Below are 22,399 nucleotides of genomic sequence, written 5' to 3'. Positions count from 1 at the left end.
GCGGGCTACCGCCCGGCGGGCACGCGCCCGCTGAGGAGCGCGAGCATCTCGTCGTGCCGGCCGTCGCGCTCGGCGAAGCGGAGGCCGTGCACGTCCTGCACGAGGATCTCCTCGTCCTCGGGGCGGGCCTGCAGGATCCCCATCACCTCGTCGAGGAAGTCCTCCAGCGGCATGGCGTCGCCCGCCTCCGCCTGCCCGGGCATGAGGGCCGTCTGCACCTTGGGCGGCACCAGCTCGACGACCTCGACCGGCGACCCGGCGAGCTGCTCGCGGAGGCTCTGCGTGTACGAGTGCACGGCCGCCTTCGTGGCGTTGTAGGTGGGCGTGAGGGGGAGCGGCACGAACGCGAGGCCGGAGGAGACCGTCATGAGGGTCGCCTCGTCGCTCGCGAGGAGGCCCGGCAGGAACGCGTCGATCGTGCGGATGGTGCCGAGGAGGTTCGTGGTGACGATGGCCTCGGCCGTGGCCTGATGCGCGGGATCGCGGAGGTCCTCGGGCTGCATGATGCCGGCCATGGTGATCACGACGTCGAGGTCGGGGTGGGTGCGCGCGAGCTCGTCGCGGGCCGCGGTGATGGAGGCGGGGTCGGCCACGTCGAGCACGACCGAGGCCATGCCGTCGTGCCGGGCGGTGATCTCGTCGAGCAGCTCGGCGCGGCGCCCCGCGACGACCACGCGGTTGCCCGCGGCGTGGAACCGCTCGGCGAGCCCGAGGCCGATGCCCGAGGTGCTGCCGGTGATGAGGACGGTGCGGCCGGTGATCTTCATGGTGCTCCTTCGCGCGGTGCGCGGCTGGCGGGTTCGGGATCGTTGCGCGTACCGCGCGTGTGGCGCGGGTGCGTGGGTCGAGTGTGGCCCGTCCCGCGGGCGACGGCGGCGGGCGCGCGGGGGAGCGGGGAGGATCCAGCGGACGTTCACGTGGGGAGGGGGCGCGTGTCCCGGTGCGCGCCCCGTCCTGGGGCTGCGGTGCCGGCCGCCGGCGCCGCTAGCGTCGCAGGGTGAGCATCCTCCGCGACGACGCCGCCCCGCATGACGACGCCGCGCGTCACGCCGCGGGCCCGTCGATCCCCCTCCGCGATCGCCTCGCGCCGGACCTCGCCTGGACCGCCGCGCACGTCCGCCGCCGCGTCGCGGTGATCGTCGCCGTCGTCCTCGGGACGGCCGTCGTGGCCGGCGTGCTCCTCCTCCCGCTGCGCGACCACCTCGAGGGCGGGATCGCCGAGATCCTCGCGCTGGTGGTGCAGGCGGGGTGCACGGGTGGCGCGATCGCGTGCGGGGTCATCTCGATCCAGCTGCAGATCGCCGCGGCGCCCCTGGTGCACGGCCTGAGCGCGGCGGACCGCAGGCGCATCAGCCGCCGGATGCTCGGCGCGCGCGAACCGCTCGACCCCGAGGCCGAGTGGCGGGCGGCGCGCTTCGCGGCGTTCGCGCGCGTCTCGCACCCGTTCGGTCTGGGCGTCATCGGCCTGATGTGGCTCGCCGCGCTCCCCTTCCTCGTGCGGTCCGCCCTCGACGGGGCGGTGCTCGGCATGGCCGGGACCGCCCTGTTCGTCCTCTTCATCCCGCTCCTCACCTGGGAGCAGCGTCGGCGGATGCGGTACGCCGGGGCCTCGCGGGACCTGGCCTGGTCGAGCGGTCCGGCGACAGACGCGCGTCGCGCGGAGGGCGCGCTCGGCGGGTGAGCCGGGCGCGGGGAGGGGCGCCTCCGCCCCGTCCTGGGGAGTCGTCGGCGCGACCGGCGGCCGATAGCGTCGATCGGTGAGCACACACGGCACGGCCCCGGTCACCCCCTCCACGCCGCTGCCACCCCGGCGGCGCCGCGGGCTCGCCCTGCTCCTCGCGCTCCTCACCTCGGGCACCGCGGTGCTCCTCGGCGCGGGCTTCTGGAGCAGCGTCGCGGGCGGCGTCGAAGATGCCGCGTTCGTCCTGATCGCCGTGCACACGACGGCGGGCCTCCTCGCCCTCAGCCTCGCGCTCTCCTTGGGCCAGCTCGAGGTGCACCGGGCGACGGGTCCGGCCGCGGGACCGCGACCGCGGCCCGTCGCGCTGATCGTCTGGATCTCCATCGCCGGCGCCTTCGCCGCGGTGGCCGCGGCGGGCGCCCTGCTCTCCGGCGTCCCGGCGTGGATCCCGGTCGGCATGCTCGCCGGGCTGATCGGGATGGGCGGCACCAGCTGGCTGATCGGGCAGAGGACGCGCGCCGGATCCGAGGCCCGGGAGGCGCACGAGCGCGCGTCCGGCGTCGGCCCGACGCCCGACCTCGACTGGACGCCGGCGGTGATCCGCCGCAAGGTGCGGACCATCGTGCTGGCCGGCCTGCTCGGCGCGGTCGCGGGCACCGTCGTGGCGCTCCTGTTCCTCGAGGACCTCGGCGGCAGCCTCGCGGAGGTGTGGCCGGCGATCGTGCAGCTGGCCGCCGCGGCCGCCGCGATCACGAGCACGGTGGTCGTCCTCCCGCTGAACGCCGTGACGGCGTCGATCCTGCGCGACCTGAGCGCGGCCGAGCGCAAGCGCGTCGGGCGCCGGACGTCGGGCAAGGGCGAGCCGCTCGCGCCGCGGCTCGAGCACCGGGCGGCGCGCCTCGCCGCGGTCTCCCGCATCTCGCAGCGCTTCCAGCTGGCGTCGTCGGCGCTCATCGTCGTCGTGTCGGTGGTCACCCTCCTCCGGGTCGACCTCGGCGGCGGCTTCGGCATCGTCGCGATCGTCCTCGGCGTCGCCTTCCTCGCGTTCGTCCCCTACATCGTGATCGACGACCGGCGCCGCAGCCGCTACGCCGCCTCCACGCGCGAGCTCGCCCGGTCGGGCGCGGTCGTGACGGCCGATACGGTCGGGGGATGAGCGCGCGCGGCACGGCCCCGGCATCCACCCCGACGACCGACGCAGCGCAGGCAGGCGGCCTCGGCAGCCGCATCGCCCTGCTGATCGTCCTGGTCGCGCTGATCCTCGGCCTCGGCACGCTCTACGGCTTCGGGCTCTACCAGGCGGCCGTCGTCTCCGACGTGGACGCGGCCGCGGTCCTGCCGCAGCTGACCGCGGGCCTGCTCGCGCTCGCGTTCGCGCCGAGCCTCGGCCTGCTGGAGCTGCAGTCGCGGCGGGACCCCGAGCGCGCCGCCGGGACGGGCCGGCCTCCGGTGCGGGTGATCGTGTGGCTCGGGATCACCGCGCTCGCCGTGGTCGTGCACGCCGTCGCGTCGCTGGTCGGCGGCGTCTCGCCGCTCGTGGTGCTGGGGTTCGCGGTGGCCGCGGTCGCCACGGCCGCCGCCAGCTGGATCCTCGTGCTCCGCGCGCAGGCTGCCGCGGTGCGCCGGCTCGGCGCGCGCCTCGCCGCCGATGAGCCGACCCTCTCGATCGACCTCGACTGGACCGAGGACACCGCCCGCCGCAAGTGGCGCCTCATCGGCCTGGTGTTCGTGATCGCGCTCGTGGTCAGCCTCGGCGGGACGCTGCTGCTCGACCGGTTCGAGCCGCAGGACGCCGTCGACGCGGTCGCCCTCGTGATCCAGTTCTCCCTGCTCGCGCCGGCGCTCACGTGCCTGTTCGTCTCCATCGGCGCGCAGCTGTCGGGATCCTCGATCACGGCGGGCCTGTCGACGGAGGACCGGAAGGCGGTCTCGCAGCGCGCCGTGGGCAAGGTCGAGGAGCTCGCGCCGGAGCTCGAGTGGCGCGCCGCCCGCCTCGCCGTCTTCAGCCGCACGCTGCAGCCGTTCCAGCTGGGCCAGTCGCTGCTGCTGGTCGCGATCCTCCTCCCCACGCTCCTGCGCGGCGACGCCGCCGGGTGGATGCTCGTCCTCTTCCTCGCCGGCCTCGTCCTGCTCGTCGTCACGGTGCCCTTCGCGGTCGTGCAGCACCGGCGCATGTCGCGGTATGCCGCCACGGCCGGCGACCTCCCGCGCGCGCACGCGCCGGTCTGACCGGATACGCCCCGCCCGGACCCCTGTCGGTGGTCCGGCCTACCGTCGACCCATGCCCGAGGGTGACTCCGTCTTCGTCCTCGCGGCACGGCTGCGCGCGCAGGTCGGCGGCGCGCTCATCGCCGACGGCGAGCTCCGGTCCGGCGCGCGGGCGGGCGCGCGGCTCGGCGGGCGGCGGATCACCTCGTTCGACACCCACGGCAAGCACCTGCTCATGCGGCTCGACGACGGCACCACCCTCCACACGCACCTGCGCATGCAGGGCTCCTGGACGGTCACGGGCCCGGGCAAGCGCGTGCCCGAGCGGATCCAGCACCAGGTGCGCGTGCGCCTCCGCCTCGACGACGACCGCACCCTCTGGGGCATCGACCTCCCGGTGGTCGAGCTGATCCCCACCCGCGACGAGCGCGCCGCCGTCGGCCACCTCGGGCCGGACCCGCTGCGCGACGACTGGGATCCGGCGCTCGCCGTCGCGCGCCTCGCCGCCCGCCCCGACGAAGCCATCCGCGCGGCCCTCCTCGACCAGCGCCCCATGTCGGGCCTCGGCAACCTGTGGGTCAACGAGGTCGGCTTCCTCCGGGGCGTGCACCCGGCCACGCGCGTCGCCGACGTCGACCTGCCGCCCCTCGTCGACCTCGCCGCCCGCTCCCTCCGCCGCTCGGCGACGGTGCCGGCGGCGTACCAGATCACGACCGGCGATCCCCGGCGCGGCCGCACGCACTGGGTGGTCGGCCGCGCGGGCCGGCCGTGCCTGCGCTGCGGGACCACGGTGATCGGCCTCGACGATCCGGGCAGCACGAGCGAGCGCGCGCGACGGGCCTGGTGGTGCCCGCGGTGCCAACCGCGGCCGGACGTCACGCCCTAGCGCGTGGAGAAGTGCGCCACCACCTGGCGGACCTGCTCCGAGTCGAGCGCCCAGCGCGTCCCATGCTCGCCGGGGGAGCGCCAGCCCTGCCGACGCAGCCACGCCCTCATCCGCTTCTGGTCGACGCCGATCCGGCGGGCGAGGTCGGGCACGGTCTCGGGGAGGTCGTCCATGGAGGCACCGTAGCCCGACGAGACGACGGAGGCCCGCCCCGCGGAGAGCGGGACGGGCCACGGATCGATGACGGAGAGCGCGCCGCTACGCCAGCGACGCCACCCCGAACACCGCCGTCGCGATCGCGAAGCCCATCACGCCGATCGCCGTCTCCATCACCGTCCAGGTCTTGAGGGTCGTCTTCACGTCCATCTCGAAGAAGCGGCCGACGAGCCAGAAGCCGGAGTCGTTCACGTGGCTCGCGACCACGGATCCGCCGGCCACCGCCACGACGAGCGCCGCGACCTGGAAGGCGTTGTAGTCGCCCGCGAGGATCGCCGGGGAGACGAGGCCCGCGGCTGTGGTGAGCGCGACGGTCGCGGATCCCTGCGCGATGCGGAGGATCGCCGCGATGAGGAAGCCGGCGAGGATGATCGGGATGCCGAGGTCGCCGAGCACGTCCGCGAGGGCGTCGCCGATGCCGCTGGTGCGGAGGACGCCGCCGAACATGCCGCCCGCGCCGGTGATCAGGATCACCGAGCAGACCGGGCCGAGCGCCGACTCGAGGGTCTTCTCGAGGGCGGTCTTGTCGATCCCGCGGCGGCGGCCGAGCACGAACGCCGCGAACAGCAGCGAGATGAGGAGCGCGACGGGCGTCTCGCCGATCGTGCGGAGCACCTGGTACCAGGACTGGTCGCTCGTGCCTTCGGGGAGGATTCCGCCGGTCCAGGCGGCGTTGAGCCCGGTGTTCATGAAGATGAGGATCAGCGGGAGCAGCAGCACGGCGAGGACGGTGCCGAACTTGGGCGGGTTCGACTCTGCGTGCTCGTCGGCCTGGCCGAGGATAGAGGGGATCGGCAGCACGAACTTCTTGCCGATCCAGATCCCGTAGAGGTAGGCGGTGACGTACCAGGTGGGGATCGCGGCGATGAGGCCGACGATGATCACGATGCCGACGTTCGCGCCGAAGAACTCGCTGGCCGCGACCGGGCCGGGGTGCGGCGGCACGAAGATGTGCATCACCGAGAAGGCGCCGGCCGCGGGAAGGCCGTAGCGGAGCACGCCGCCGCCGAGGCGACGGGCCACCGAGAAGACGATGGGCAGCATCACGACGAGGCCGGCGTCGAAGAAGATCGGGAAGCCGAAGATCAGCGACGCGACGCCCAGCGCGAAGGGCGCGCGCTTCTCGCCGAACAGGCGGATCAGGGTGTCGGCCAGCGTCTTCGCGCCGCCGCTGGTCTCGACCAGGCGGCCGAGCATCGCGCCGAGGCCGACGAGCAGCGCGACCGTGCCGAGCGTGGAGCCGAAGCTGCCGACGAGCACGGTGACGATCTGCGAGGTCGGGATCCCGGTGGCGAACGCGGTGGCGAGGCTCACGAGGATCAGCGCCACGAACGCGTGGACGCGCAGCGCGATGATCAGGAACAGCAGGACGGCGATGGCGCCGGCGGCGATCAGGAGGAGCGGACCCGCGGTGAGGGTCTGCGTCCAGTCTTCGATGGTCATGTTCTCTCCGTTGATGAACCGTGCGGTGTGCGGTGTGCGGTGTGCGGTGTGCGGTGTGCGGTGTCCGGTGGTGGTGCGGGCTGGTGGTGGGGTGCGCCGCGGCGCTAGCTCGCGACGAGGCCGAGCTCGTCGACGATGCGGGTCGTGACCTCGTCGGGCGTGCCGGTGTTCTCGAGCGTCAGGCCGCGCTCGCCGTCGTCGAGCGGTTCGAGCGTGCTGATCTGCGACGGGAGCAGCGAGGCCGGCATGAAGTGGCCGCTGCGCGTCTTCATGCGCTCGCGGATCAGGTCGGGGTCGCCGGAGAGGTGCACGAAGCGCACGTCTCCGTCGGCGCCGTCGAGCAGGTCGCGGTAGGAGCGCTTGAGGGCGGAGCAGGTGACGACGGTGCTGCGGCCGGCGCGGGCCTCGCCGCCCATCCAGTCGCGCATGGCCTCGAGCCACGGCCAGCGGTCGTCGTCGGTGAGGGGCGTGCCGGCGGACATCTTCGCGATGTTCGCCTCGGGGTGGAACTCATCCGCCTCGGCGAAGGTCCAGCCGAGCCGCTCGGCGAGGGCGGTGGCGATCGTGGTCTTGCCGGATCCGGAGATCCCCATCACCACGACGTGGCGGGGCCGTGCGGCCATGCTGACTCCTTCGTCGACGCGGGCGGTGCCGTGTCGTCGGCCGCCGTCCGGCCAAAGGTAACACCATTGGGGAGCGCCGCGGCTCTCACCCGGAGACGGCGACCTAAGCTCATCGAGGCGGCCGGCCGGCCGACGCGCACCCGGAGAGGTCCATGACGACGCGGTCAGTCCCACCCTCGGCACCCGCCGCCGCGGTCCCCGCCGCCACGGTGCCCGCCGCCGCGGTGCTGGCCACGCGGATCATCGAGGAGCTCGGCCGCGAGATCGTCGACGGGCGGCTCGCCGAGGGCACCCGCCTCACCATCGAGGACCTCCAACAGCGCTTCTGCGTCTCCCGCACGGTGGTGCGCGACTGCGTGCGCGTGCTGGAGGCGATGGCCCTCATCGTGCCGAAGCGCCGCGTGGGCCTCGTGGTGCAGGGCCCGGATCGCTGGAACGTCTACGACCCGCGCATCATCCGCTGGCGGCTCACCGGCCCCGGCCGGGCGGATCAGTTCCGCACGCTGACGCAGCTGCGCCGCGCGGTGGAGCCGGTCGCCGCGGCGCTCGCCGCCGAGAACGCGACCCCCGCCCAGCGCGCGCGCATCGCCGAGCTCGCGGTGGATCTCCGCCGCCTCGGTGAGGCGGGCGAGCTGGTCAGGTTCCTCGCGGCCGACATCGAGTTCCACCACCTGATCCTCGAGGCCAGCGGCATCGACATGTTCTGCGCGCTCCGCGAGGTGATCACGGAGGTGCTGAGTGGGCGGACGCACCAGGGGCTGATGCCGCGGACCCCGCGTCCGCACGCGCTCGACACGCACGAGCAGGTGGCGCATGCGATCCGCGATGGCGACGCGGCGACGGCGGAGGCGGGGATGGCGTCGTTGCTGGTGGAGGTGAGTAGCGCGATCCGCTGACTGCTCCGAGGTATGGCACGTCGATCTGGCGTGCCCGCCAAGTCGGCGCGTGTGCGTCATCAGCTTCCGCTCATTACGTTTCTCACCTCACCCCGGCGATGACACACGTGTGAGATACAGCGGAGGGCGTAGCGTTAAGGAGGTACCTCGAGGATTTCCGTGATGTGCTGCCGACGACGATTTTGGCTTTCGCGGTTGCGTGGGGTCGATCTTGTGCCCCACAACGTCGTTACGCCTGAGGAGCGTCCTGCGTGCCCTGCTCTGGGGGTAAGAGGAGGCCCAATAGGCAGGGTTGTCTATAGTCAGTCCCGTTGTTACCCCGGTAGTTTGGCGGAATGACCGACAATCATCCAGACGAGAGCGCTCGTGTAGCCCACACTGGAACGCCTGCTACCGATCTCGTTAGATTCGAAGAGGGCGTCAGGGGCATGCTAGAGCAATTTGGCCTGCCGACTGAGCGACTTTTTGTGCCTGTCGGCGAGCGTGCAGCGATGGTAAGTAATGTCGGAAGCGTCCTCGAAGAGCTTGACCCCCTTATTCGCTCTCGCGCACATTACGTCTCAAAAATGGTGGCGGCAGCCACCGTGGGGTTGTTCGATGCTGCGTTGAACTACCTATGGGATGAACTGGTTTCAGCGTTGCGATCCCGTGTGACCGGGTTCGACATCGCATACTTTTTTGACATTGCTGCGGGAACGAACTCTGACCTGCGGAAGGCGCTCAAAGCCGAAGAGGACCTACCGTCTATTGATGATGCACGTCTCCTACGGGCCGCGATGACCATTGGGCTGCTTAGTGACGTAGGATTTGCGCGTCTCGATAATATCCGATTCATGCGCAATCATGCGAGTGCCGCCCATCCGAACCAAAACGAACTTACGGGCCTTGAGCTTGTGACTTTCTTGCAGCTGTGCATTCGCGAAGTCATTAATGTCCCAACGGATAATGTGACTGCCCATACGGGCCGACTACTCGCAAATATAAAGAGAGACGTTCTTGATCAGCCCGCTGTGGATTCCGCGGCAGCGTTCTTCGACCAGCTGCCCTTAGACCGGGCTGACACGCTCGCAAATGGGCTGTTCGGTCTCTACACTGCTCCGGATCGAACGCCTACAGTCGCCGACAACGTTCGTCTTCTCTGGCCGCGTCTGTGGCCATTTGTCCATGACGCGGCGCGAAAGAGCTTCGGCTTACGTCACGGTCGGGCAAGCGCGAGTGCTGAGACGGATTTCGCTAGCGCAGCGCGCGAGCTCATCGACCTCGTAAACGGATCTGCTTACCTGACCAATGAGGTGCGCGCCATAGATATGAGTGATGCTCTCGATCTCTTGAGTAGTGCTCATCACGGGTCTGACAATTTTTACAATGAGCCCACACCCGCACGGAGAGTGCTTGATCTTGCCGGTGAACAAGGGGACGTGCCCGCGCAGGTTCGCGAGCGATATGTCCGCATCATTGTTGATTGCTATTTGGGTAATGGCTACGGGGTCAGTGCTGCCGCCGTCGTTTCATATAAGAAGATGATTTCCAGATTTTCAACATCGGACGCGCGGATTGCCCTTCGGCTCTTTTTGGAGCCGTCAATAGCGTCGCTACTCAATAGTAACGTAGGCCGAAATCAATGGACGCTGCTTCTAGATCTGCTTGAACCGAAACTGACGAGCAACACCGATCGCGCCCTCATGTCTGCTATTCGTCAATTTTCTGGAACGCCAGATCAATTGCGATTTGATTCCGGCGTAAAGCGCCTAGCGGAGGCGGCCATCTGAACTAGCCTGCGGTTGCCCGGACCTCCGTCCGGTGCATTTTTGGCGTACTAGGGACCCGGGTGGCCAAGCGTCGACGCTAGATGCCCGCAAGCGTGCTGCCGCTTGCCGGCGTAGTAGCGGCAAGAGTCTCTTGCATCAAGGTGATTGCCAAGGGTCCATGCAACTCGATAGACTTCTTGCTATGACATTTCACATGAATCCCGACTTTCCGCGTCAGCTAGCGGAGCAGATCAAGCGTCTTGGTGCGGCATTGGCTTCGGTCTCATCCAAATATGCGGGACGGCCTGTCGCTGAAGTCAGAAGAGCTTTGCTGGAAGCCGTTAACGCGGTAGGCAATGGGGCCTCTATCTCTGACCCCGAACTGTCCGTCGTAGCCACTCGCATTAGCGAAGGTAAGCGAGTTTGGATTACAGAAACTGGTTCCATAATGTCGGACGACTAGGGGCCGCAATTATATATTTCAAATATCAACACTAATACAGTCGCGCTCGAAGAATCTATTGCAAAGCACCCCAGCATAAGTAAATGCTAAATTTAGCGGCAACTATATGCACGACTTGCTAAATAAATGGAGCGAGTGACGGGAATCGAACCCGCGCTATCAGCTTGGGAAGCTGAAGTTCTACCATTGAACTACACTCGCGCGACCGGCTAGGAACCGGGTCGAGACCACAGCCTAGCAAGACTCCGGCCGGGCGCCACCCAGCGCCGGTAGGCTCCTGACGTGCTCCTCTCCGACCGTGACATCACCGCCGAGCTCGACGCCGGACGAGTGGCCCTCGATCCGTACGACCCCGGGATGCTGCAGCCCGCGAGCATCGACGTGCGCATCGACCGCTTCTTCCGGCTGTTCGACAACCACAAGTACCCCTACATCGACCCCGCCGAGGACCAGCCCGAGCTCACGCGCCTCATCGAGTCGAAGCCGGGGGAGCCGTTCATCCTGCACCCGGGCGAGTTCGTCCTCGGATCCACGTTCGAGCTGGTCACGCTGCCCGACGACGTCGCGGCGCGCCTCGAGGGCAAGAGCTCGCTCGGCCGCCTCGGCCTCCTCACGCACTCCACCGCCGGCTTCATCGACCCCGGGTTCTCCGGCCACGTCACTCTCGAGCTGTCGAACGTCGCCACGCTGCCCATCAAGCTCTGGCCCGGGATGAAGATCGGCCAGCTGTGCTTCTTCCGCCTCTCGTCGCCCGCGGAGAAGCCCTACGGGTCTGGCGAGTACGCCTCCCGCTACCAGGGCCAGCGCGGCCCGACCGCCTCCCGCTCGTACCTCAACTTCGTGCACAGCGACGTGACGGTGACGGACGCGGGGCAGTCGGGGGAGTAGCCGGGATCAGTAAAACAACGCCTTCCGGCCACATAAGCCGCTTACCCGCTTGAGGGGTACCGACTCGGGGTAGCAATGTTCTGTCTCACTGGTGCCGAAACCTAGGAGAGTCTGCCAATGTGGACACGTCAGCCGTTGCGCTTAATCCTAATGATGCTTTGGACCCAGGCCCCGTGAACCCGTATTGGTCTCCCTAGAGCCTTAGTTACGGACGTCATTTTTCGGCGTTTCCCAGTGAAAGTAGGCGGCGCAATAGCTTTGCAAGCCGACCTTTCTGTTCTGGCCATCGTGACTTTGTCCGACGAGCGGGAACGGCGGCTACTTGCGTGTAGCGACGCAAACCAGGGCGACTATAAATCCTACGCGTGCGGCTAACGTGCCGCGTTGCAGACTGCGCATTTACACTCGCGCCTCTTTGCGACGATGTGGTCGGCGCGACTCGCGAACGTTGAGCGTCCAGCCAGACTAAGATTGTGGATAGAAAGCCGCCGGCAAGGCCGAGTGAGACTCCGAAGTAGAGCGTCTTTTGCGATTGGCGTGCCCGCTCGGGAACGGACTCCAAAAATCTTATGCCACCCTCTGTATGGGCCCGCTGTGACCCAACACCGGTTTCGTCGGCGGCTGCATCTACACACGAGCCAGTCGATGTAGTCGTGTTTTCAGGTTGACCCTCCGTCGTTACGAGACTGATACATGCAGTGGCTGTCTGGTTTGGGTTCATCGACTCCCCGCCGACAGTCAAGGATGGAGTTCTGATCCATGTTTGCGCCCCTTCCGTGGCCGTGAATGACTGGGGTTGGAACGCACATACGGCATTGGGGCCTAAGTCAACGGATGACTTACCGAGTGCTACTGTCACCTCTTGTAGGTTTAAGTACGGCTTGTCTACATAAGCACCTGGTACCAGGTAGTCGGCGTCGGTGCCGCATCCTAAGAAACCATTGTCTCGACGCGTCGATACTACTGAGACTTTGGCCGTGCCAACTCCGTCGGGAGATGTAGATATATCGAATCCCGGCTCAAGCGACTCGCCGTAAAAGTTGACGTCGACGCGTTCAACTTCTTTTGAGACTGTCACTTGGATACCTACCCGGTTAGACGCGTCGATGGCCGGTATATTTGTGCTTGGAATATTGAAGACTGCCCAAGCAACGCATGCAAGTAACCCCATGCCGCTTGCTACCGGAAAGGACCTTAGCCAGTATTGTGCCTCCTTGCGTGCCTCGGGTTCGCGTAATTCGCTTCTCGGGAGCATCTGCGTTCCTCGCTTGCTTTAGAGTGGACACATAAGCCGATGACATAAGCATCTTGGGAGCCTGCGAATCCGCCGGGCCCGGATTGCAATCTTTTGCGTCGTTCATGCCGTTTCCACCGTGGCTTATTTTATGATGGCGTATGTAGTAGTTCCAGCGTGTGATGCGCAGTCGTACTAAGATGTTTGTATATAGGTGTTTCCGTTAATGCGGCGTAGTCCAGCGCCTGGCCTTCGAAAAGGATTAGGTGCCCTGTTCGGCACTTAGAAAGTCGAAAAAGACTCAGGCAGAGGCATTATGGACGTAAACGCACCCTCGGATTCGTTCTAAGGGTGCGGGCCATACCAGTCAGAAGCACGACGCGACAAAACAGGATCCTAGGACTGAGGGGGCGGCGGTGCCTAGATCTACGAGGCCAAAGAACCTCACTTCTGAAGCCGATGGGGCGGCGTCTATCTGTCTAGCGTGCTAGATGGCTACCTAGCCGGATCCGCGACAGCCGGCCCCGAGTAGTGGTGGTCGAAGACCACGCTCGTGCGGGTCGACGCCACGGCCGGGTGCGCCGAGAGGTGGTCCAGCACGAAGTCGCGGAGGTGGTCGCTGTCGCGGACTGCGATGTGGACGATGAAGTCCTCGGATCCGCCGAGGAAGAAGAGCTGCACTACGTCGGCGAGCTCGCGCATCTCGTTGGCGAAGCGGGCCATCTCGTGGCGGGCGCCCGCGCGGATCGCGATGCTGATGAGCGCCTGCAGGCCCACGCCCACCGCATCGGCGTCGATGGTGGCGGTGAAGCCGGTGATCACGCCGCGCTCCACGAGGCCGCGCACGCGGGTGACGCACGTCGACGGCGCGATGCCCGCCTGCTCGGCGAGGCGGCTGTTCGGGGTGCGGGCGTCCGCACGGAGGAGCGCGACGAGCTTGCGGTCGACCTCATCGAGCGGCTCGCGCGCCCGCAGTTCCTTCGTCGGCATCGGGCGTCCGTCCTCTCGGGGCGAAGGATCACGCAGGAGGAGCGGCCTTCGGCGAAGATCCTACGGAAGTCGCCCGCTCGGGGCGCACGATGGCCATATTGGGACTCGCCCTCCCGCATCGCCGCCGCCGGTCGCACCTCGCGGGGAGACGAGACGGAGCGCGCATGAAGGTCGGGATCCCCACCGAGATCAAGAACAACGAGAACCGGGTCGCCGCCACGCCCGCCGGCGTGCACGAGCTCGTGCGCCGCGGCCACGAGGTGCTCGTGCAGGCGGGGGCGGGGCTCGGATCCAGCATCACCGACGCCGACTACGTCGAGGCGGGCGCGACCATCGTCGCCACGGCCGACGAGGTGTGGGGCCAGGCGGACCTGCTGCTCAAGGTCAAGGAGCCGATCCTCGAGGAGTACCCGCGCATGCGCGCCGGCCAGACCCTCTTCACCTACCTGCACCTCGCGGCGTCACGGCCGTGCACGGACGCGCTCGTCGCCTCCGGCACCACGGCCATCGCCTACGAGACGGTGCAGCTCCCCAACCGGCAGCTCCCGCTCCTCCAGCCGATGAGCGAGGTCGCCGGCCGGCTCTCCACCCAGGTCGGCGCGTACCACCTGATGCGCGCGGCGGGCGGGCGCGGCATCCTCCTCGGCGGCGTGCCCGGCACCCCGAAGGCGCGCGTGGTCGTGATCGGCGGCGGCGTCGCGGGCGAGCACGCGGCGGCGAACGCGCTCGGCATGGGCGCCGACGTGACGGTCATCGACCTCTCCATCCCGCGGCTCCGCGAGCTCGAGGTGCGCTTCGGCGGGCAGGTGCAGACGCGGGTCTCGTCCGCCTACGAGATCGCGGCGCAGCTGAAGGACGCCGACCTCGTCATCGGCTCCGTGCTGATCCCCGGCGCCCAGGCCCCGAAGCTCGTCACCGACGAGATGGTCGCGACCATGAAGAAGGGGTCGGTGCTCGTCGACATCGCGATCGACCAGGGCGGCTGCTTCGAGGGATCGCGCCCCACGACCCACGACGACCCGACCTTCGCGGTGCACGACAGCGTCTACTACTGCGTCGCCAACATGCCGGGCGCGGTACCCGAGACCTCGACGCGCGCGCTCACGAACGCGACGCTGCCGTACGTGATCGCCCTCGCCGAGAAGGGCTGGAAGCGGGCCCTCGCGGAGGATCCGGCGCTCGCCCTCGGTCTCAACGTGCACGACGGGCACGTGACCGAGCCGCACGTGGCGGCGGCGCTGGGGCTGCCGCTGACGCCGGTCGCGGAGGTGCTCGCGTAGCACCGCGCGGCCGGCCGTCGCGGGATCGTGACCCGCTGGCGGTCGGATGCGTCCCGATCCCTGCCAGGGTCGAGGCATGACCTTCAGCTACGCGCCCGAACCCGACACCAGCGGACCCCGCGAGCGGAAGACCTTCAACGGCGTGGGCCTCGCCGCGCTCATCCTGGGCGTGCTGTCGCTCATCGGGTCCGTCATCCCGTTCCTCAACTACGTGTCGGGGTTCCTCGCGGTCGTGGGCGTCGTGCTCGGGATCATCGGGCTGGCGCTCCGCGACCGGCCCAAGGGCATGGCGCTCGGCGGCCTCATCGTGAGCGTGATCGCGGCGATCCTCTCGATCGTGCTCGCGATCGCCTACACGGCCGGCATCGTCGCCCTCATCACGGGCGCGGTGCAGGAGTCCGAGGCGCGGTCGTCGGCGGAGGCGGCGGACGAGCCGCGCGTCACGTACGAGGTGGAGGGGACCGGCGGGACGGTCACCGCAGGCGTCCTCTGGACCACCTCCGTGGGCGGCGCCGCGGGATCCGAGCAGGCGTCCGACCAGCCGCTCCCGTTCAGCCGCGAGGTCGTCGTGCCCGACACGACGGCCTTCGACATGGCGATGTTCTCCGTGAGCGCGGTCGCGAGCATCGACCCGACGGTCGGGGAGGAGGGCGACATCACGTGCCGGATCCTCGTGGGCGACTACATCGTCACCGAGCAGCGGGCCGAGGGCGACGGCGCCACGGTCACCTGCAGCGCGACGGCCGAGGATCTGCGGGACGCCGCCGAGTGATGCGGCGGCGGGTACGTCGTCCGGGTGGTGGCGTCGGCGTCGGCGTCGGATCCGCGTCCCCGGCGCGAGCCCGCGCATGACGGAGCCGACCCCGTACGGCCCCGCGACGCCCCCACCGGGTCCCGCGGCATCGCCCACCCCGCCGGTCGCTCCCGCGCGCGGACGGGACGAGGCCGCGTGGACCGCCATCGTGCTCGCCGTCCTGGCGCTCATCGGCGCGCTGGTGCCGGTGCTCGATCTCGTCACCGGGCTCCTCGCGGTGGTGGGCGCGGTGTTCGGGATCCTCGCGCTCACCCGCAAGCGGCGGCGGAACTCCCGCCCGCTCGCGATCACCGGGCTGGCGCTCAACGCCGTGGCGCTCGCGGCGTGGGCGATCGCGATCACGACCCTGGTCGGCCTGGTGCTCGACACGTACCCGCCGTCGTCCCCGGACACCGCGTCCAGCCCGGTGCCGACCACACCCCGCACCCCCGAGGTCGTCTACCCGGTCACGCTCACCGTCGAGCTGACCGGCAGCGCGCCGCAGGTGCGCACGATCTGGCTGGGCGGGCTGAACGAGGAGTACCGCGACGAGCCGGCGGATGACCTCCCTCTCACCCAGGAGCACGACGTCCACCTCACCGACGCCGCCTACTCCGCCGGCGACTACTTCAGCGTCACCGCCGTGCTCGGCGAGACGGGCGGCACCGTCTCCTGCCGGCTTCGGGTGGCGGACCGGATCCTGGCGGAGGACACCGCCTCGGGACGCGACGAGGCGGCGTCCTGCCAGGTCACGGCGTTCGACATGCTCGACTACCGGCACAGCGCGGGATGAGCGGGCTCGCGGAGCAGCCGGACCCGGGTTTCAGCCCGCGGAGCGCGCCGCGCCCGCGACGGCCGAGCTGCCGAGGTCGTCCTTCGGCAGGGCCGCGCCCGCGCCGAGCGCCGCGATCCACGCGTCGGTCGTCGCGACCGCGGCGAAGTTGGAGTGCAGCAGCGTCATGAGCGTGCCGTGCACGGTGGCCGCGTCGACGGATCCGGCGGCGTTCTCGAGGGCGATCGCGCCGGTCGCGTCGGAGAGCACCTCGGCCGCGACGTCGAGGCCCTCGGCCTCCACCGCCGACGCGATGATGCAGTTGTTGGTCATGTAGCCGACCAAGGTGATCGTGTCGAGGCCCTCCGCGCGCAGCCAGTCGGCGAGGTCGGTGCCCGCGAAGACGGAGCCCTTCGACTTCACGAGGCCCTTCCACGCATCCGTGCGGCGCGACTCGATCTCCGGGTGCAGGCGGTAGGCGTCGCTCGTCGGGTCGAAGACGGGCGCGCCCTCGCCGGCGGTGTGCTGCACGACGACGACGGGGATGCCGGCCGCGGTGGCGGCGTCGATCGCGCGGCCGACGGCGCGCACCGAGTCGTCGCGGTCGGGGTGACTGATCTCGAGGGGGCCTCCGAAGTACTCCTGCTGGACGTCGACGAGGACGAGGGCGCGGCGGGGTGCGGTCATGGGGCATCTCCTGGAACGGGTCGCGAGCGGGCGCCGGACGCGGCGCCGTCCTCCGATCATCGCCGCTGCCGTGGACCGGCACCCGTGGCCCGCGGGCACTCCTACGATGGATCCGTGCCACATGCAGGAGATCGGGTCCGGATCGCCGTCTACGCGTTCGACGGCGTCACGATGTTCCACCTGGCCGTCCCGCAGATGGTCTTCGACGAGGTGCGGCGGCAGGGGCTCGGCGACTGGGAGACGGTGCTGTTCTCGGACCGCGCCGGGTCCATCGTCACCGCGGAGGGCCACCGGCTCGGCGGGGTCGCGGGGCTGCGCGCGGCGGACGACGCGGACGTCGTGGTCATCCCGTCGTGGATCGACGACGGCCGGGACCCCCGGCCCGCCTTCCGCCGGGCGGTCGTCGCGGCCCACGCGCGCGGCGCCGCGGTCGCGGGCCTCTGCCTCGGCGCGATCGCCGTCGCCGACCTCGGGCTCCTCGCCGGCCGCGGCGCCGCCACGCATTGGAACGCGGTCGACGGCCTCGCCGCCCGCCACCCGGGGGTCGTCGTCGACGGATCCGCGCTCTACCTCGACCACGGCGACGTGCTCACCTCGGCGGGCACCGCGTCCGGGCTCGACGCGTGCCTGCACATGGTGCGCACGCGGCTGGGCGCCGAGGCCGCCAACCGCGTCGCGCGCAGCCTCGTCGTCGCGCCGCACCGCGAGGGCGGGCAGGCGCAGTACATCGAGCGGCCCGTCGCGGCGGACGAGGCGGGGGATCCGGTCGCCGTCGCCTCGGCGTTCGTCCTCGCGCACCTCGGGGAGGACCTCGGGGTCGACCGGCTCGCCGAGGTGGCGCACATGAGCCGGCGGTCGTTCCTGCGCGCGTTCCGGCGCGCGACCGGATCCACCCCCGCCGCCTGGGTGCGCTTCCGCCGGCTCGACGAGGCCCGGCGGCTGCTCGAGACCACCGACCTGCCCGTCGAGCGGATCTCCGCGGACTGCGGCTTCGGCACCCCCGTCACGCTCCGGCAGGCGTTCGCGGCCGCGTTCGGGGTGACGCCGTCGAGCTACCGGCGGCGGTTCGACGCGCGCGCGTGAGGCCGCATCCGGCGGCACGCGTAAAGGGGCCCGACGCGCGACGCGCCGGGCCCCAGGGGGCGAGGTCCCCGAACCCTCCCTCGTCGTCCGACCGGCACGTGGTGGTGAGCTGTACCCGTGCACCGTTCCCGGTGCGAGGTGCGGGGCTGACTCGTGCTCGGCTCTCGCCGGGTGCGCTGCCCTCCGCGCCACAGGTGGATCAGGATGCCCGCTGATCCATCGGGGTGTGCCCGCTCCGGACGACTACCGACTCGCCCCTAGTCCTCCGTCGCGTCGACCTCCCCGACCAGCTCGACCTCCCAGTTCGCGCGCTGGATCCGCGCGTCGAGCTCCCGCAGCTGCCGCGCCACGTCGTCGGCCCGGTCGCGGACCTCGCGGATGGGCAGCGCCGCGATCTGCCGCAGCTCGCTCCGCATCTGCCGCGGGGCGTAGGAGCCGCCGGCGCCTCCACCCGCGCGGCCGGACGCGGCGTCGGCCGCCCCGGTGAGGATCCCGTGCCGCGTCCGCAGCGCGTCCCGCCGGGCGAGCGCCGCGGTGAGGGGCGTGCCGTCGTCGAGCGCGGCGGCCGTGTTGGTGAGGTTGATCCGCGTCACCAGCTCCGCGAGCCGATCGACCGCGGCGTCCGCCTCGGCGAGCAGCGCGGCGGCGTCCTCCGCGGGATCCTCGCCCTCCTGGTACCGGGCGCTCGCCTGGATCCTGCTCCGCAGCGACTCGACGCGCCTCTGCAGGTCGGACCGGTCCATCAGCGCCTCGGCGAGTCTCATGCGTCCACCGTCGCACGGTGCCGCGCGCCGCGGTGCGACGGCCACCAGAACCGGTCGCCCAGCAGGAACACGAGCGCCGGCACGAGGAGCGTGCGCACCACGAGCGTGTCGAGCAGCACGCCGATGCAGACGATGACGCCGATCTGCGTGAGCGCCACCACGGGTAGCACGCCGAGCACCGCGAAGACCGCGGCGAGCAGGATGCCCGCGCTCGTGATCACGCCGCCGGTGGACGCCAGCGCGCGCACCATGCCCTCGCGCGTGCCGTGCAGGCGCCGCTCCTCGCGGGCCCGGGTCACGAGGAAGATGTTGTAGTCGACGCCCAGCGCCACCAGGAAGAGGAACGCGAACAGCACGACGTTCGCGTCGAACGCCGGGAACCCGAGCACCTGCTGGAAGAGCACGTTGGCGGCGCCGAGGCTCGCGAAGAACGTGGCCAGCACGCTCGCGATGAGGAGCACCGGCGCCACGAGCGAGCGCAGGAGCAGGCCGAGGATCACGAACACGATGGCCAGGATGATCGGGATGATCAGCCCCTGGTCGCGCTCGGACGACGCGGCCGTGTCCGCGGCCGTGGCGTCGCTGCCGCCCACGAGCGTCTCGGACTCGGCGCCGGGCGCGGCCGCGTAGGCGTCGCGGAGGTCCTGCACCGCGGCGAAGGCCGCGGCGCTCTCGGGCTCGGCGTCGAGCTGGACGTCGATGCGGGTGCGGCCCTCCGCGGACTCGCCCGCGCGGGCGCCCGCGACGCCGGGGACGGACTCGGCCGTGGCGACCGCGTCGGCGGCCGCCGCATCCGGCGCGAGCACCACGGTCTGCGCGGTGAGCCCGGCGGAGAACGACGCGTCGACGACCTCCTGGGCCGCGACGGACTCGGGCTCGCCGAGCAGCTGGTCGGTCTGCGAGAGGCCCACGCGCGCGCCGACGAGGCCGAGCGCGAGCACGCCGACGCCGGCGAGGGCGACGACGGCCACGACCGCCGGGCGGCGCCGGACCCCGAGGCCGAGCCGGCGCCAGACGCCCGGCTTCCCGCCGTGGTCGGCGTCGGTGCCGGCGCGCGGGATGAACGGCCAGAAGAGGCCGCGCCCGCAGACCACGAGCGCGGCGGGCAGCACGAGCAGGGCCGCGGCGATCGCGATCAGCACGCCGATCGCGCACGCGAAGCCGAGCGCGCGGTTGCCGGAGAGCTCGGCGAGCAGCAGCGTGATGAGGCTGAGCGCGACCGTGCCGCCGCTCGCCGCGATGGCGGGCCCCGCGCTCGTCACCGCCGTGAGCATCGCGGCGTGGCGGTCCTCCTGGCGCGTCAGCTCCTCGCGGTAGCGCGCCACGAGCAGCAGCGCGTAGTTCGTCCCGGCGCCGAAGACGAGCACCGAGAGGATCCCGCCGATCGACGCGTCGATGGTGATCCCGAGCGGATCCGCGAGGGCCGTGACGACCACGCGCGCCAGGCCGTCGGCGGCGCCGACCACGACGAGCGGCACGATCCAGAGCACGGGGCTCCGGTACGTGACGATGAGCAGCACCGCGACCACGAGCACGGTCACGAGCAGGAGGCGGAGGTCGGCGCCCGCGAAGGCGTCCGAGATGTCGGCCTGGAAGCCGACGGGGCCGGTGAGCTGCGCGACCAGCCCGTCCGGGAGGCCGTCCGATGCCGTGGTGCGGAGGGCCTCGGCGGTCCCGGCGACGTCGTCGGCGACCGCGGACGCGTCGAGCGGCACCGCGACGAGCGCCGCGCGGCCGTCGTCGCTGGCCTGCGGCACGACGGCCTGCGGGGCGATCGATCCGGCGGCCAGGGCCTCGGCGCGCTGCGCGATCGCGGCGGTGTCGGCCTCGGTGAGGGCGGCGCCGTCCCGGCTGAAGACGAGGATCCCGACCGTGGTGTCCGCGCTCGGGAACCGCTCGAGCAGCTCGCTCACCTGCCGCGCCTGGCTCGACTCGGGCAGGCCGGAGGGCGGGAAGGCGTCGGCCTCGCCCTTCGGCAGGAAGGCGAACAGGGCGGCCACGGCGGCCGCCGCGATGACGAGCGCCATCCAGGCGGTGCGGCGGGCGCTGACGAAGCGGGCGATGGATCTCACGGGTCCTCCAGGGGTGCGGTGATCGTCAGCCTACTGATGATCAAGCGGCTTAGCTACCTCGGGCGTACCATGAGGGCATGCCCCGCGCCCGTCCCCGCCCCGAACCGGACGCGCCCGCCGCCCTCCCGGCACCCGGCACGGGCGTCCCCGCCGAGGCGGGCGAGGCCGGCGAGCTCGGCCGGATCCTCCGCGACGTGCTGGGCCTCGCCGCCCACTTCGAGCGCCGGCTCGGCGGCGTGCTCGAGGTCAACCCCACCGACATGAAGGCGATGGAGCACCTCATCCAGGAGGGGTCGCTGTCGCCCACGGAGCTCGCCAGCCGCCTCGGGGTCTCGACGGCCGCCGCGACGCTCGTGGTCGACCGGCTCGTCGAGGTCGGCCACGTCGACCGCCGTCCGCACCCGCACGACCGCCGCCGCGTCGTCGTCGTCCCGCGGCCCGCCTCCGTCGGCCGGGCGATGGCCGAGCTGATGCCCATGATCGGCGGGGTCGCGCGCGCGGCCGATTCCCTGACCGCCGCGGAGCGCGCCGCCGTGACGCGGTTCCTCGGCGAGGTGCGCGAGGTCTACCGGGAGGCGGCCGCGGGTCCCGCCGGTCCCGCCGCATCCGCATCCGCCGTGGAGCCGCCCGCCGCGCGCTGATCCCGGCCCCGTCCACCGCGCGTGCACCCGGCGCTCGGGCGGCGTCCACCGACGTCGGGGATGATGGAGCCGCATCAACCACCACCACGACGCGCACGCGGGCCTGGAGGCACGCGGAAGAGGAGGACCATGACCGGCACCGAGCGGGACACGACCACGCCGACGCGAGGGCTGGTCCTCGGCGGCGGCGGCGTCGCCGGCATCGCCTGGGAGACGGGCCTCCTGTCGGGCCTCATCGCCGCGGGCGTCGACCTCGGGGCGGCCGACACGGTCGTCGGCACCTCGGCCGGATCCGTCGTCGCGATCAACCTGCGCGCGGGCGCCATCGACGCCGCCTACGACGAGCACTTCGTCGACGTGGCCGGCATGGCGGAGCCCACCGGCAGCCGCGACCTCTCCCGCACCGTCGAGGTCATCGGTGAGGGCGTCGTGAGCACCGCGGGCGAGATCCCGACCCGCCAGAGGATCGGCGAGCTGGCGCTCGAGGAGTACGACCCCGAGGTCGACGACGCCGCGAGCGTCGAGCGCATCGGCCAGCTGCTGCCGATCCGCGACTGGCCCGAGCAGGACCTCCGCATCACCGCGGTCGACGCCGGCACCGGCCGCTTCACCGTCTTCGACAAGGACTCCGGCGCCGACCTCGTGCGCGCGTCCGCCGCGAGCTGCGCCGTGCCCGGCGTCTTCCCGCCCGTCACCATCGACGGCCGTCCCTACATGGACGGCGGCATGCGCTCCGGCACGAACGCCGACGTCGTGGCCGACCACGAGCGGATCCTCGTCATCGCGTGCGGCCCCGAGGCCCCCGCCTCCGGCATGGGCCCGACGCTCTCCACGGTCGTGCAGCAGCTGCGCGGCCGGGCCGAGGTGCTCGTGATCCAGGCCGACGCCGAGAGCACGGCCGCCTTCGGCGAGAACTCGCTCCTGCTCTCGACCCGCAAGGTCTCCGCCGAGGCGGGCCGCCGTCAGGCCGAGCGCCTCGCCGAGGAGATCCGCGCCTTCTGGGGCTGATCCCACCCGCACGACGAGGGGCC

21 protein-coding genes and 1 tRNA gene are annotated in these 22,399 nt (G+C 70.7%); 13 read left to right on the top strand and 9 right to left on the bottom strand.

The features are described from left to right. Positions 1–5: 5 nt before the first annotated feature. Positions 6–767 carry an SDR family oxidoreductase gene (locus H9X71_RS14415; protein ID WP_191147691.1) on the bottom strand — a complete coding sequence of 254 codons (762 nt, stop codon included), beginning with the start codon at positions 765–767 and terminating at the stop codon, positions 6–8. A 230-nt stretch (positions 768–997) separates the two neighbouring features. On the opposite strand from H9X71_RS14415, the gene H9X71_RS14410 reads away from it, so the two are divergent. The 4 genes from H9X71_RS14410 to H9X71_RS14395 all read left to right on the top strand — a co-directional run bounded on the left by H9X71_RS14410 (position 998) and on the right by H9X71_RS14395 (position 4,775). Next, on the top strand, positions 998–1,681 hold the full coding sequence (locus tag H9X71_RS14410; RefSeq protein WP_191147690.1) for a hypothetical protein: 684 nt from the start codon (positions 998–1,000) through the stop codon (positions 1,679–1,681). A 76-nt stretch (positions 1,682–1,757) separates the two neighbouring features. Then, complete coding sequence (locus tag H9X71_RS14405) at positions 1,758–2,837, top strand: hypothetical protein (RefSeq protein WP_191147689.1); 1,080 nt, start codon at positions 1,758–1,760, stop codon at positions 2,835–2,837. Beyond that, positions 2,834–3,910: a hypothetical protein gene (locus tag H9X71_RS14400; RefSeq protein WP_191147688.1), complete on the top strand. Its 1,077-nt coding sequence runs from the start codon at positions 2,834–2,836 to the stop codon at positions 3,908–3,910. Before H9X71_RS14405 ends, H9X71_RS14400 begins: the two co-directional genes overlap by 4 nt. Positions 3,911–3,962: 52 nt before the next feature. Further along, the gene (locus tag H9X71_RS14395; RefSeq protein WP_191147687.1) at positions 3,963–4,775 is read left to right on the top strand and encodes a DNA-formamidopyrimidine glycosylase family protein; all 813 of its coding nucleotides are present in this window, start codon (positions 3,963–3,965) and stop codon (positions 4,773–4,775) included. Here H9X71_RS14395 and H9X71_RS14390 read toward each other — a convergent pair. From H9X71_RS14390 to H9X71_RS14380, 3 genes are all read right to left on the bottom strand, one after another. Next, complete coding sequence (locus H9X71_RS14390) at positions 4,772–4,948, bottom strand: hypothetical protein (RefSeq protein ID WP_191147686.1); 177 nt, start codon at positions 4,946–4,948, stop codon at positions 4,772–4,774. The two genes, H9X71_RS14395 and H9X71_RS14390, sit on opposite strands and share 4 nt — an antisense overlap. Before the next feature lie 85 nt (positions 4,949–5,033). Then, positions 5,034–6,434 (bottom strand): GntP family permease, encoded by a 1,401-nt coding sequence (locus H9X71_RS14385; RefSeq protein WP_191147685.1) that lies wholly within the window; start codon positions 6,432–6,434, stop codon positions 5,034–5,036. A 104-nt stretch (positions 6,435–6,538) separates the two neighbouring features. Next, positions 6,539–7,057 carry a gluconokinase gene (locus H9X71_RS14380; protein WP_191147684.1) on the bottom strand — a complete coding sequence of 173 codons (519 nt, stop codon included), beginning with the start codon at positions 7,055–7,057 and terminating at the stop codon, positions 6,539–6,541. Between the two features lie 152 nt (positions 7,058–7,209). Between H9X71_RS14380 and H9X71_RS14375 the strand changes: the two genes are divergently transcribed. Together H9X71_RS14375 and H9X71_RS14370 are read left to right on the top strand one after the other, a co-directional pair. Beyond that, positions 7,210–7,953 (top strand): FadR/GntR family transcriptional regulator, encoded by a 744-nt coding sequence (locus H9X71_RS14375; protein ID WP_191147683.1) that lies wholly within the window; start codon positions 7,210–7,212, stop codon positions 7,951–7,953. A gap of 335 nt (positions 7,954–8,288) precedes the next feature. After that, positions 8,289–9,722, top strand: coding sequence for a hypothetical protein (locus H9X71_RS14370; protein ID WP_213003952.1), 1,434 nt, complete (start codon positions 8,289–8,291; stop codon positions 9,720–9,722). 569 nt (positions 9,723–10,291) lie between these two features. On the opposite strand, the gene H9X71_RS14365 is transcribed toward H9X71_RS14370, so the two are convergent. Then, positions 10,292–10,365: transfer RNA gene (locus H9X71_RS14365), tRNA-Gly, on the bottom strand. An 81-nt stretch (positions 10,366–10,446) separates the two neighbouring features. On the opposite strand from H9X71_RS14365, the gene dcd reads away from it, so the two are divergent. Further along, positions 10,447–11,052 carry a dCTP deaminase gene (dcd, locus tag H9X71_RS14360; RefSeq protein ID WP_191147682.1) on the top strand — a complete coding sequence of 202 codons (606 nt, stop codon included), beginning with the start codon at positions 10,447–10,449 and terminating at the stop codon, positions 11,050–11,052. A 1,729-nt stretch (positions 11,053–12,781) separates the two neighbouring features. Here dcd and H9X71_RS14355 read toward each other — a convergent pair. Next, complete coding sequence (locus H9X71_RS14355; protein ID WP_191147681.1) at positions 12,782–13,276, bottom strand: Lrp/AsnC family transcriptional regulator; 495 nt, start codon at positions 13,274–13,276, stop codon at positions 12,782–12,784. Between the two features lie 164 nt (positions 13,277–13,440). On the opposite strand from H9X71_RS14355, the gene ald reads away from it, so the two are divergent. The 3 genes from ald to H9X71_RS14340 all read left to right on the top strand — a co-directional run bounded on the left by ald (position 13,441) and on the right by H9X71_RS14340 (position 16,142). Next, on the top strand, positions 13,441–14,556 hold the full coding sequence (ald, locus tag H9X71_RS14350) for an alanine dehydrogenase (RefSeq protein WP_191147680.1): 1,116 nt from the start codon (positions 13,441–13,443) through the stop codon (positions 14,554–14,556). A gap of 76 nt (positions 14,557–14,632) precedes the next feature. Continuing rightward, entirely contained in the window at positions 14,633–15,328 is a 696-nt protein-coding gene (locus H9X71_RS14345) for a DUF4190 domain-containing protein (protein ID WP_191147679.1), read from the top strand. A gap of 76 nt (positions 15,329–15,404) precedes the next feature. After that, positions 15,405–16,142, top strand: coding sequence for a DUF4190 domain-containing protein (locus tag H9X71_RS14340; protein WP_191147678.1), 738 nt, complete (start codon positions 15,405–15,407; stop codon positions 16,140–16,142). Between the two features lie 30 nt (positions 16,143–16,172). Here the strand turns inward: H9X71_RS14340 and H9X71_RS14335 are convergent, their stop codons facing one another. Continuing rightward, complete coding sequence (locus H9X71_RS14335) at positions 16,173–16,808, bottom strand: isochorismatase family protein (protein WP_191147677.1); 636 nt, start codon at positions 16,806–16,808, stop codon at positions 16,173–16,175. Positions 16,809–16,922: 114 nt separating this feature from the next. On the opposite strand from H9X71_RS14335, the gene H9X71_RS14330 reads away from it, so the two are divergent. Continuing rightward, positions 16,923–17,891, top strand: coding sequence for a GlxA family transcriptional regulator (locus tag H9X71_RS14330; RefSeq protein WP_244961663.1), 969 nt, complete (start codon positions 16,923–16,925; stop codon positions 17,889–17,891). 257 nt (positions 17,892–18,148) lie between these two features. On the opposite strand, the gene H9X71_RS14325 is transcribed toward H9X71_RS14330, so the two are convergent. Both H9X71_RS14325 and H9X71_RS14320 read right to left on the bottom strand, forming a co-directional pair. Continuing rightward, positions 18,149–18,655 carry a DIP1984 family protein gene (locus tag H9X71_RS14325; RefSeq protein WP_191147676.1) on the bottom strand — a complete coding sequence of 169 codons (507 nt, stop codon included), beginning with the start codon at positions 18,653–18,655 and terminating at the stop codon, positions 18,149–18,151. Then, positions 18,652–20,727, bottom strand: coding sequence for an MMPL family transporter (locus tag H9X71_RS14320; RefSeq protein WP_191147675.1), 2,076 nt, complete (start codon positions 20,725–20,727; stop codon positions 18,652–18,654). The genes H9X71_RS14325 and H9X71_RS14320 overlap by 4 nt, the downstream gene beginning before the upstream one ends. Positions 20,728–20,804: 77 nt before the next feature. Between H9X71_RS14320 and H9X71_RS14315 the strand changes: the two genes are divergently transcribed. Together H9X71_RS14315 and H9X71_RS14310 are read left to right on the top strand one after the other, a co-directional pair. After that, positions 20,805–21,368, top strand: coding sequence for a MarR family transcriptional regulator (locus H9X71_RS14315; protein ID WP_191147674.1), 564 nt, complete (start codon positions 20,805–20,807; stop codon positions 21,366–21,368). 129 nt (positions 21,369–21,497) lie between these two features. Further along, positions 21,498–22,376 (top strand): patatin-like phospholipase family protein, encoded by an 879-nt coding sequence (locus H9X71_RS14310; RefSeq protein WP_191147673.1) that lies wholly within the window; start codon positions 21,498–21,500, stop codon positions 22,374–22,376. Positions 22,377–22,399 lie beyond the last annotated feature (23 nt).

The organism is Clavibacter zhangzhiyongii (assembly GCF_014775655.1).
In the GTDB taxonomy this organism is placed as follows: domain Bacteria; phylum Actinomycetota; class Actinomycetes; order Actinomycetales; family Microbacteriaceae; genus Clavibacter; species Clavibacter zhangzhiyongii.
Note: the sequence above shows the minus strand (reverse complement) of the source record. Positions and strands in the feature narration are given on the sequence as shown.

Bases quoted from the DNA above. Each gene is read 5' to 3' on its own strand.
- H9X71_RS14355 (WP_191147681.1), bottom strand. From the start codon at position 13,276: ATGCCGACGAAGGAACTGCGGGCGCGCGAGCCGCTCGATGAGGTCGAC.
- H9X71_RS14400 (WP_191147688.1), top strand. From the start codon at position 2,834: ATGAGCGCGCGCGGCACGGCCCCGGCATCCACCCCGACGACCGACGCA.
- H9X71_RS14385 (WP_191147685.1), bottom strand. From the start codon at position 6,434: ATGACCATCGAAGACTGGACGCAGACCCTCACCGCGGGTCCGCTCCTC.
- H9X71_RS14335 (WP_191147677.1), bottom strand. From the start codon at position 16,808: ATGACCGCACCCCGCCGCGCCCTCGTCCTCGTCGACGTCCAGCAGGAG.
- H9X71_RS14395 (WP_191147687.1), top strand. From the start codon at position 3,963: ATGCCCGAGGGTGACTCCGTCTTCGTCCTCGCGGCACGGCTGCGCGCG.
- H9X71_RS14315 (WP_191147674.1), top strand. From the start codon at position 20,805: ATGCCCCGCGCCCGTCCCCGCCCCGAACCGGACGCGCCCGCCGCCCTC.
- H9X71_RS14370 (WP_213003952.1), top strand. From the start codon at position 8,289: ATGACCGACAATCATCCAGACGAGAGCGCTCGTGTAGCCCACACTGGA.
- H9X71_RS14340 (WP_191147678.1), top strand. From the start codon at position 15,405: ATGACGGAGCCGACCCCGTACGGCCCCGCGACGCCCCCACCGGGTCCC.
- ald (WP_191147680.1), top strand. From the start codon at position 13,441: ATGAAGGTCGGGATCCCCACCGAGATCAAGAACAACGAGAACCGGGTC.
- H9X71_RS14390 (WP_191147686.1), bottom strand. From the start codon at position 4,948: ATGGACGACCTCCCCGAGACCGTGCCCGACCTCGCCCGCCGGATCGGC.
- H9X71_RS14345 (WP_191147679.1), top strand. From the start codon at position 14,633: ATGACCTTCAGCTACGCGCCCGAACCCGACACCAGCGGACCCCGCGAG.
- H9X71_RS14325 (WP_191147676.1), bottom strand. From the start codon at position 18,655: ATGAGACTCGCCGAGGCGCTGATGGACCGGTCCGACCTGCAGAGGCGC.
- H9X71_RS14375 (WP_191147683.1), top strand. From the start codon at position 7,210: ATGACGACGCGGTCAGTCCCACCCTCGGCACCCGCCGCCGCGGTCCCC.
- H9X71_RS14310 (WP_191147673.1), top strand. From the start codon at position 21,498: ATGACCGGCACCGAGCGGGACACGACCACGCCGACGCGAGGGCTGGTC.
- H9X71_RS14415 (WP_191147691.1), bottom strand. From the start codon at position 767: ATGAAGATCACCGGCCGCACCGTCCTCATCACCGGCAGCACCTCGGGC.
- H9X71_RS14380 (WP_191147684.1), bottom strand. From the start codon at position 7,057: ATGGCCGCACGGCCCCGCCACGTCGTGGTGATGGGGATCTCCGGATCC.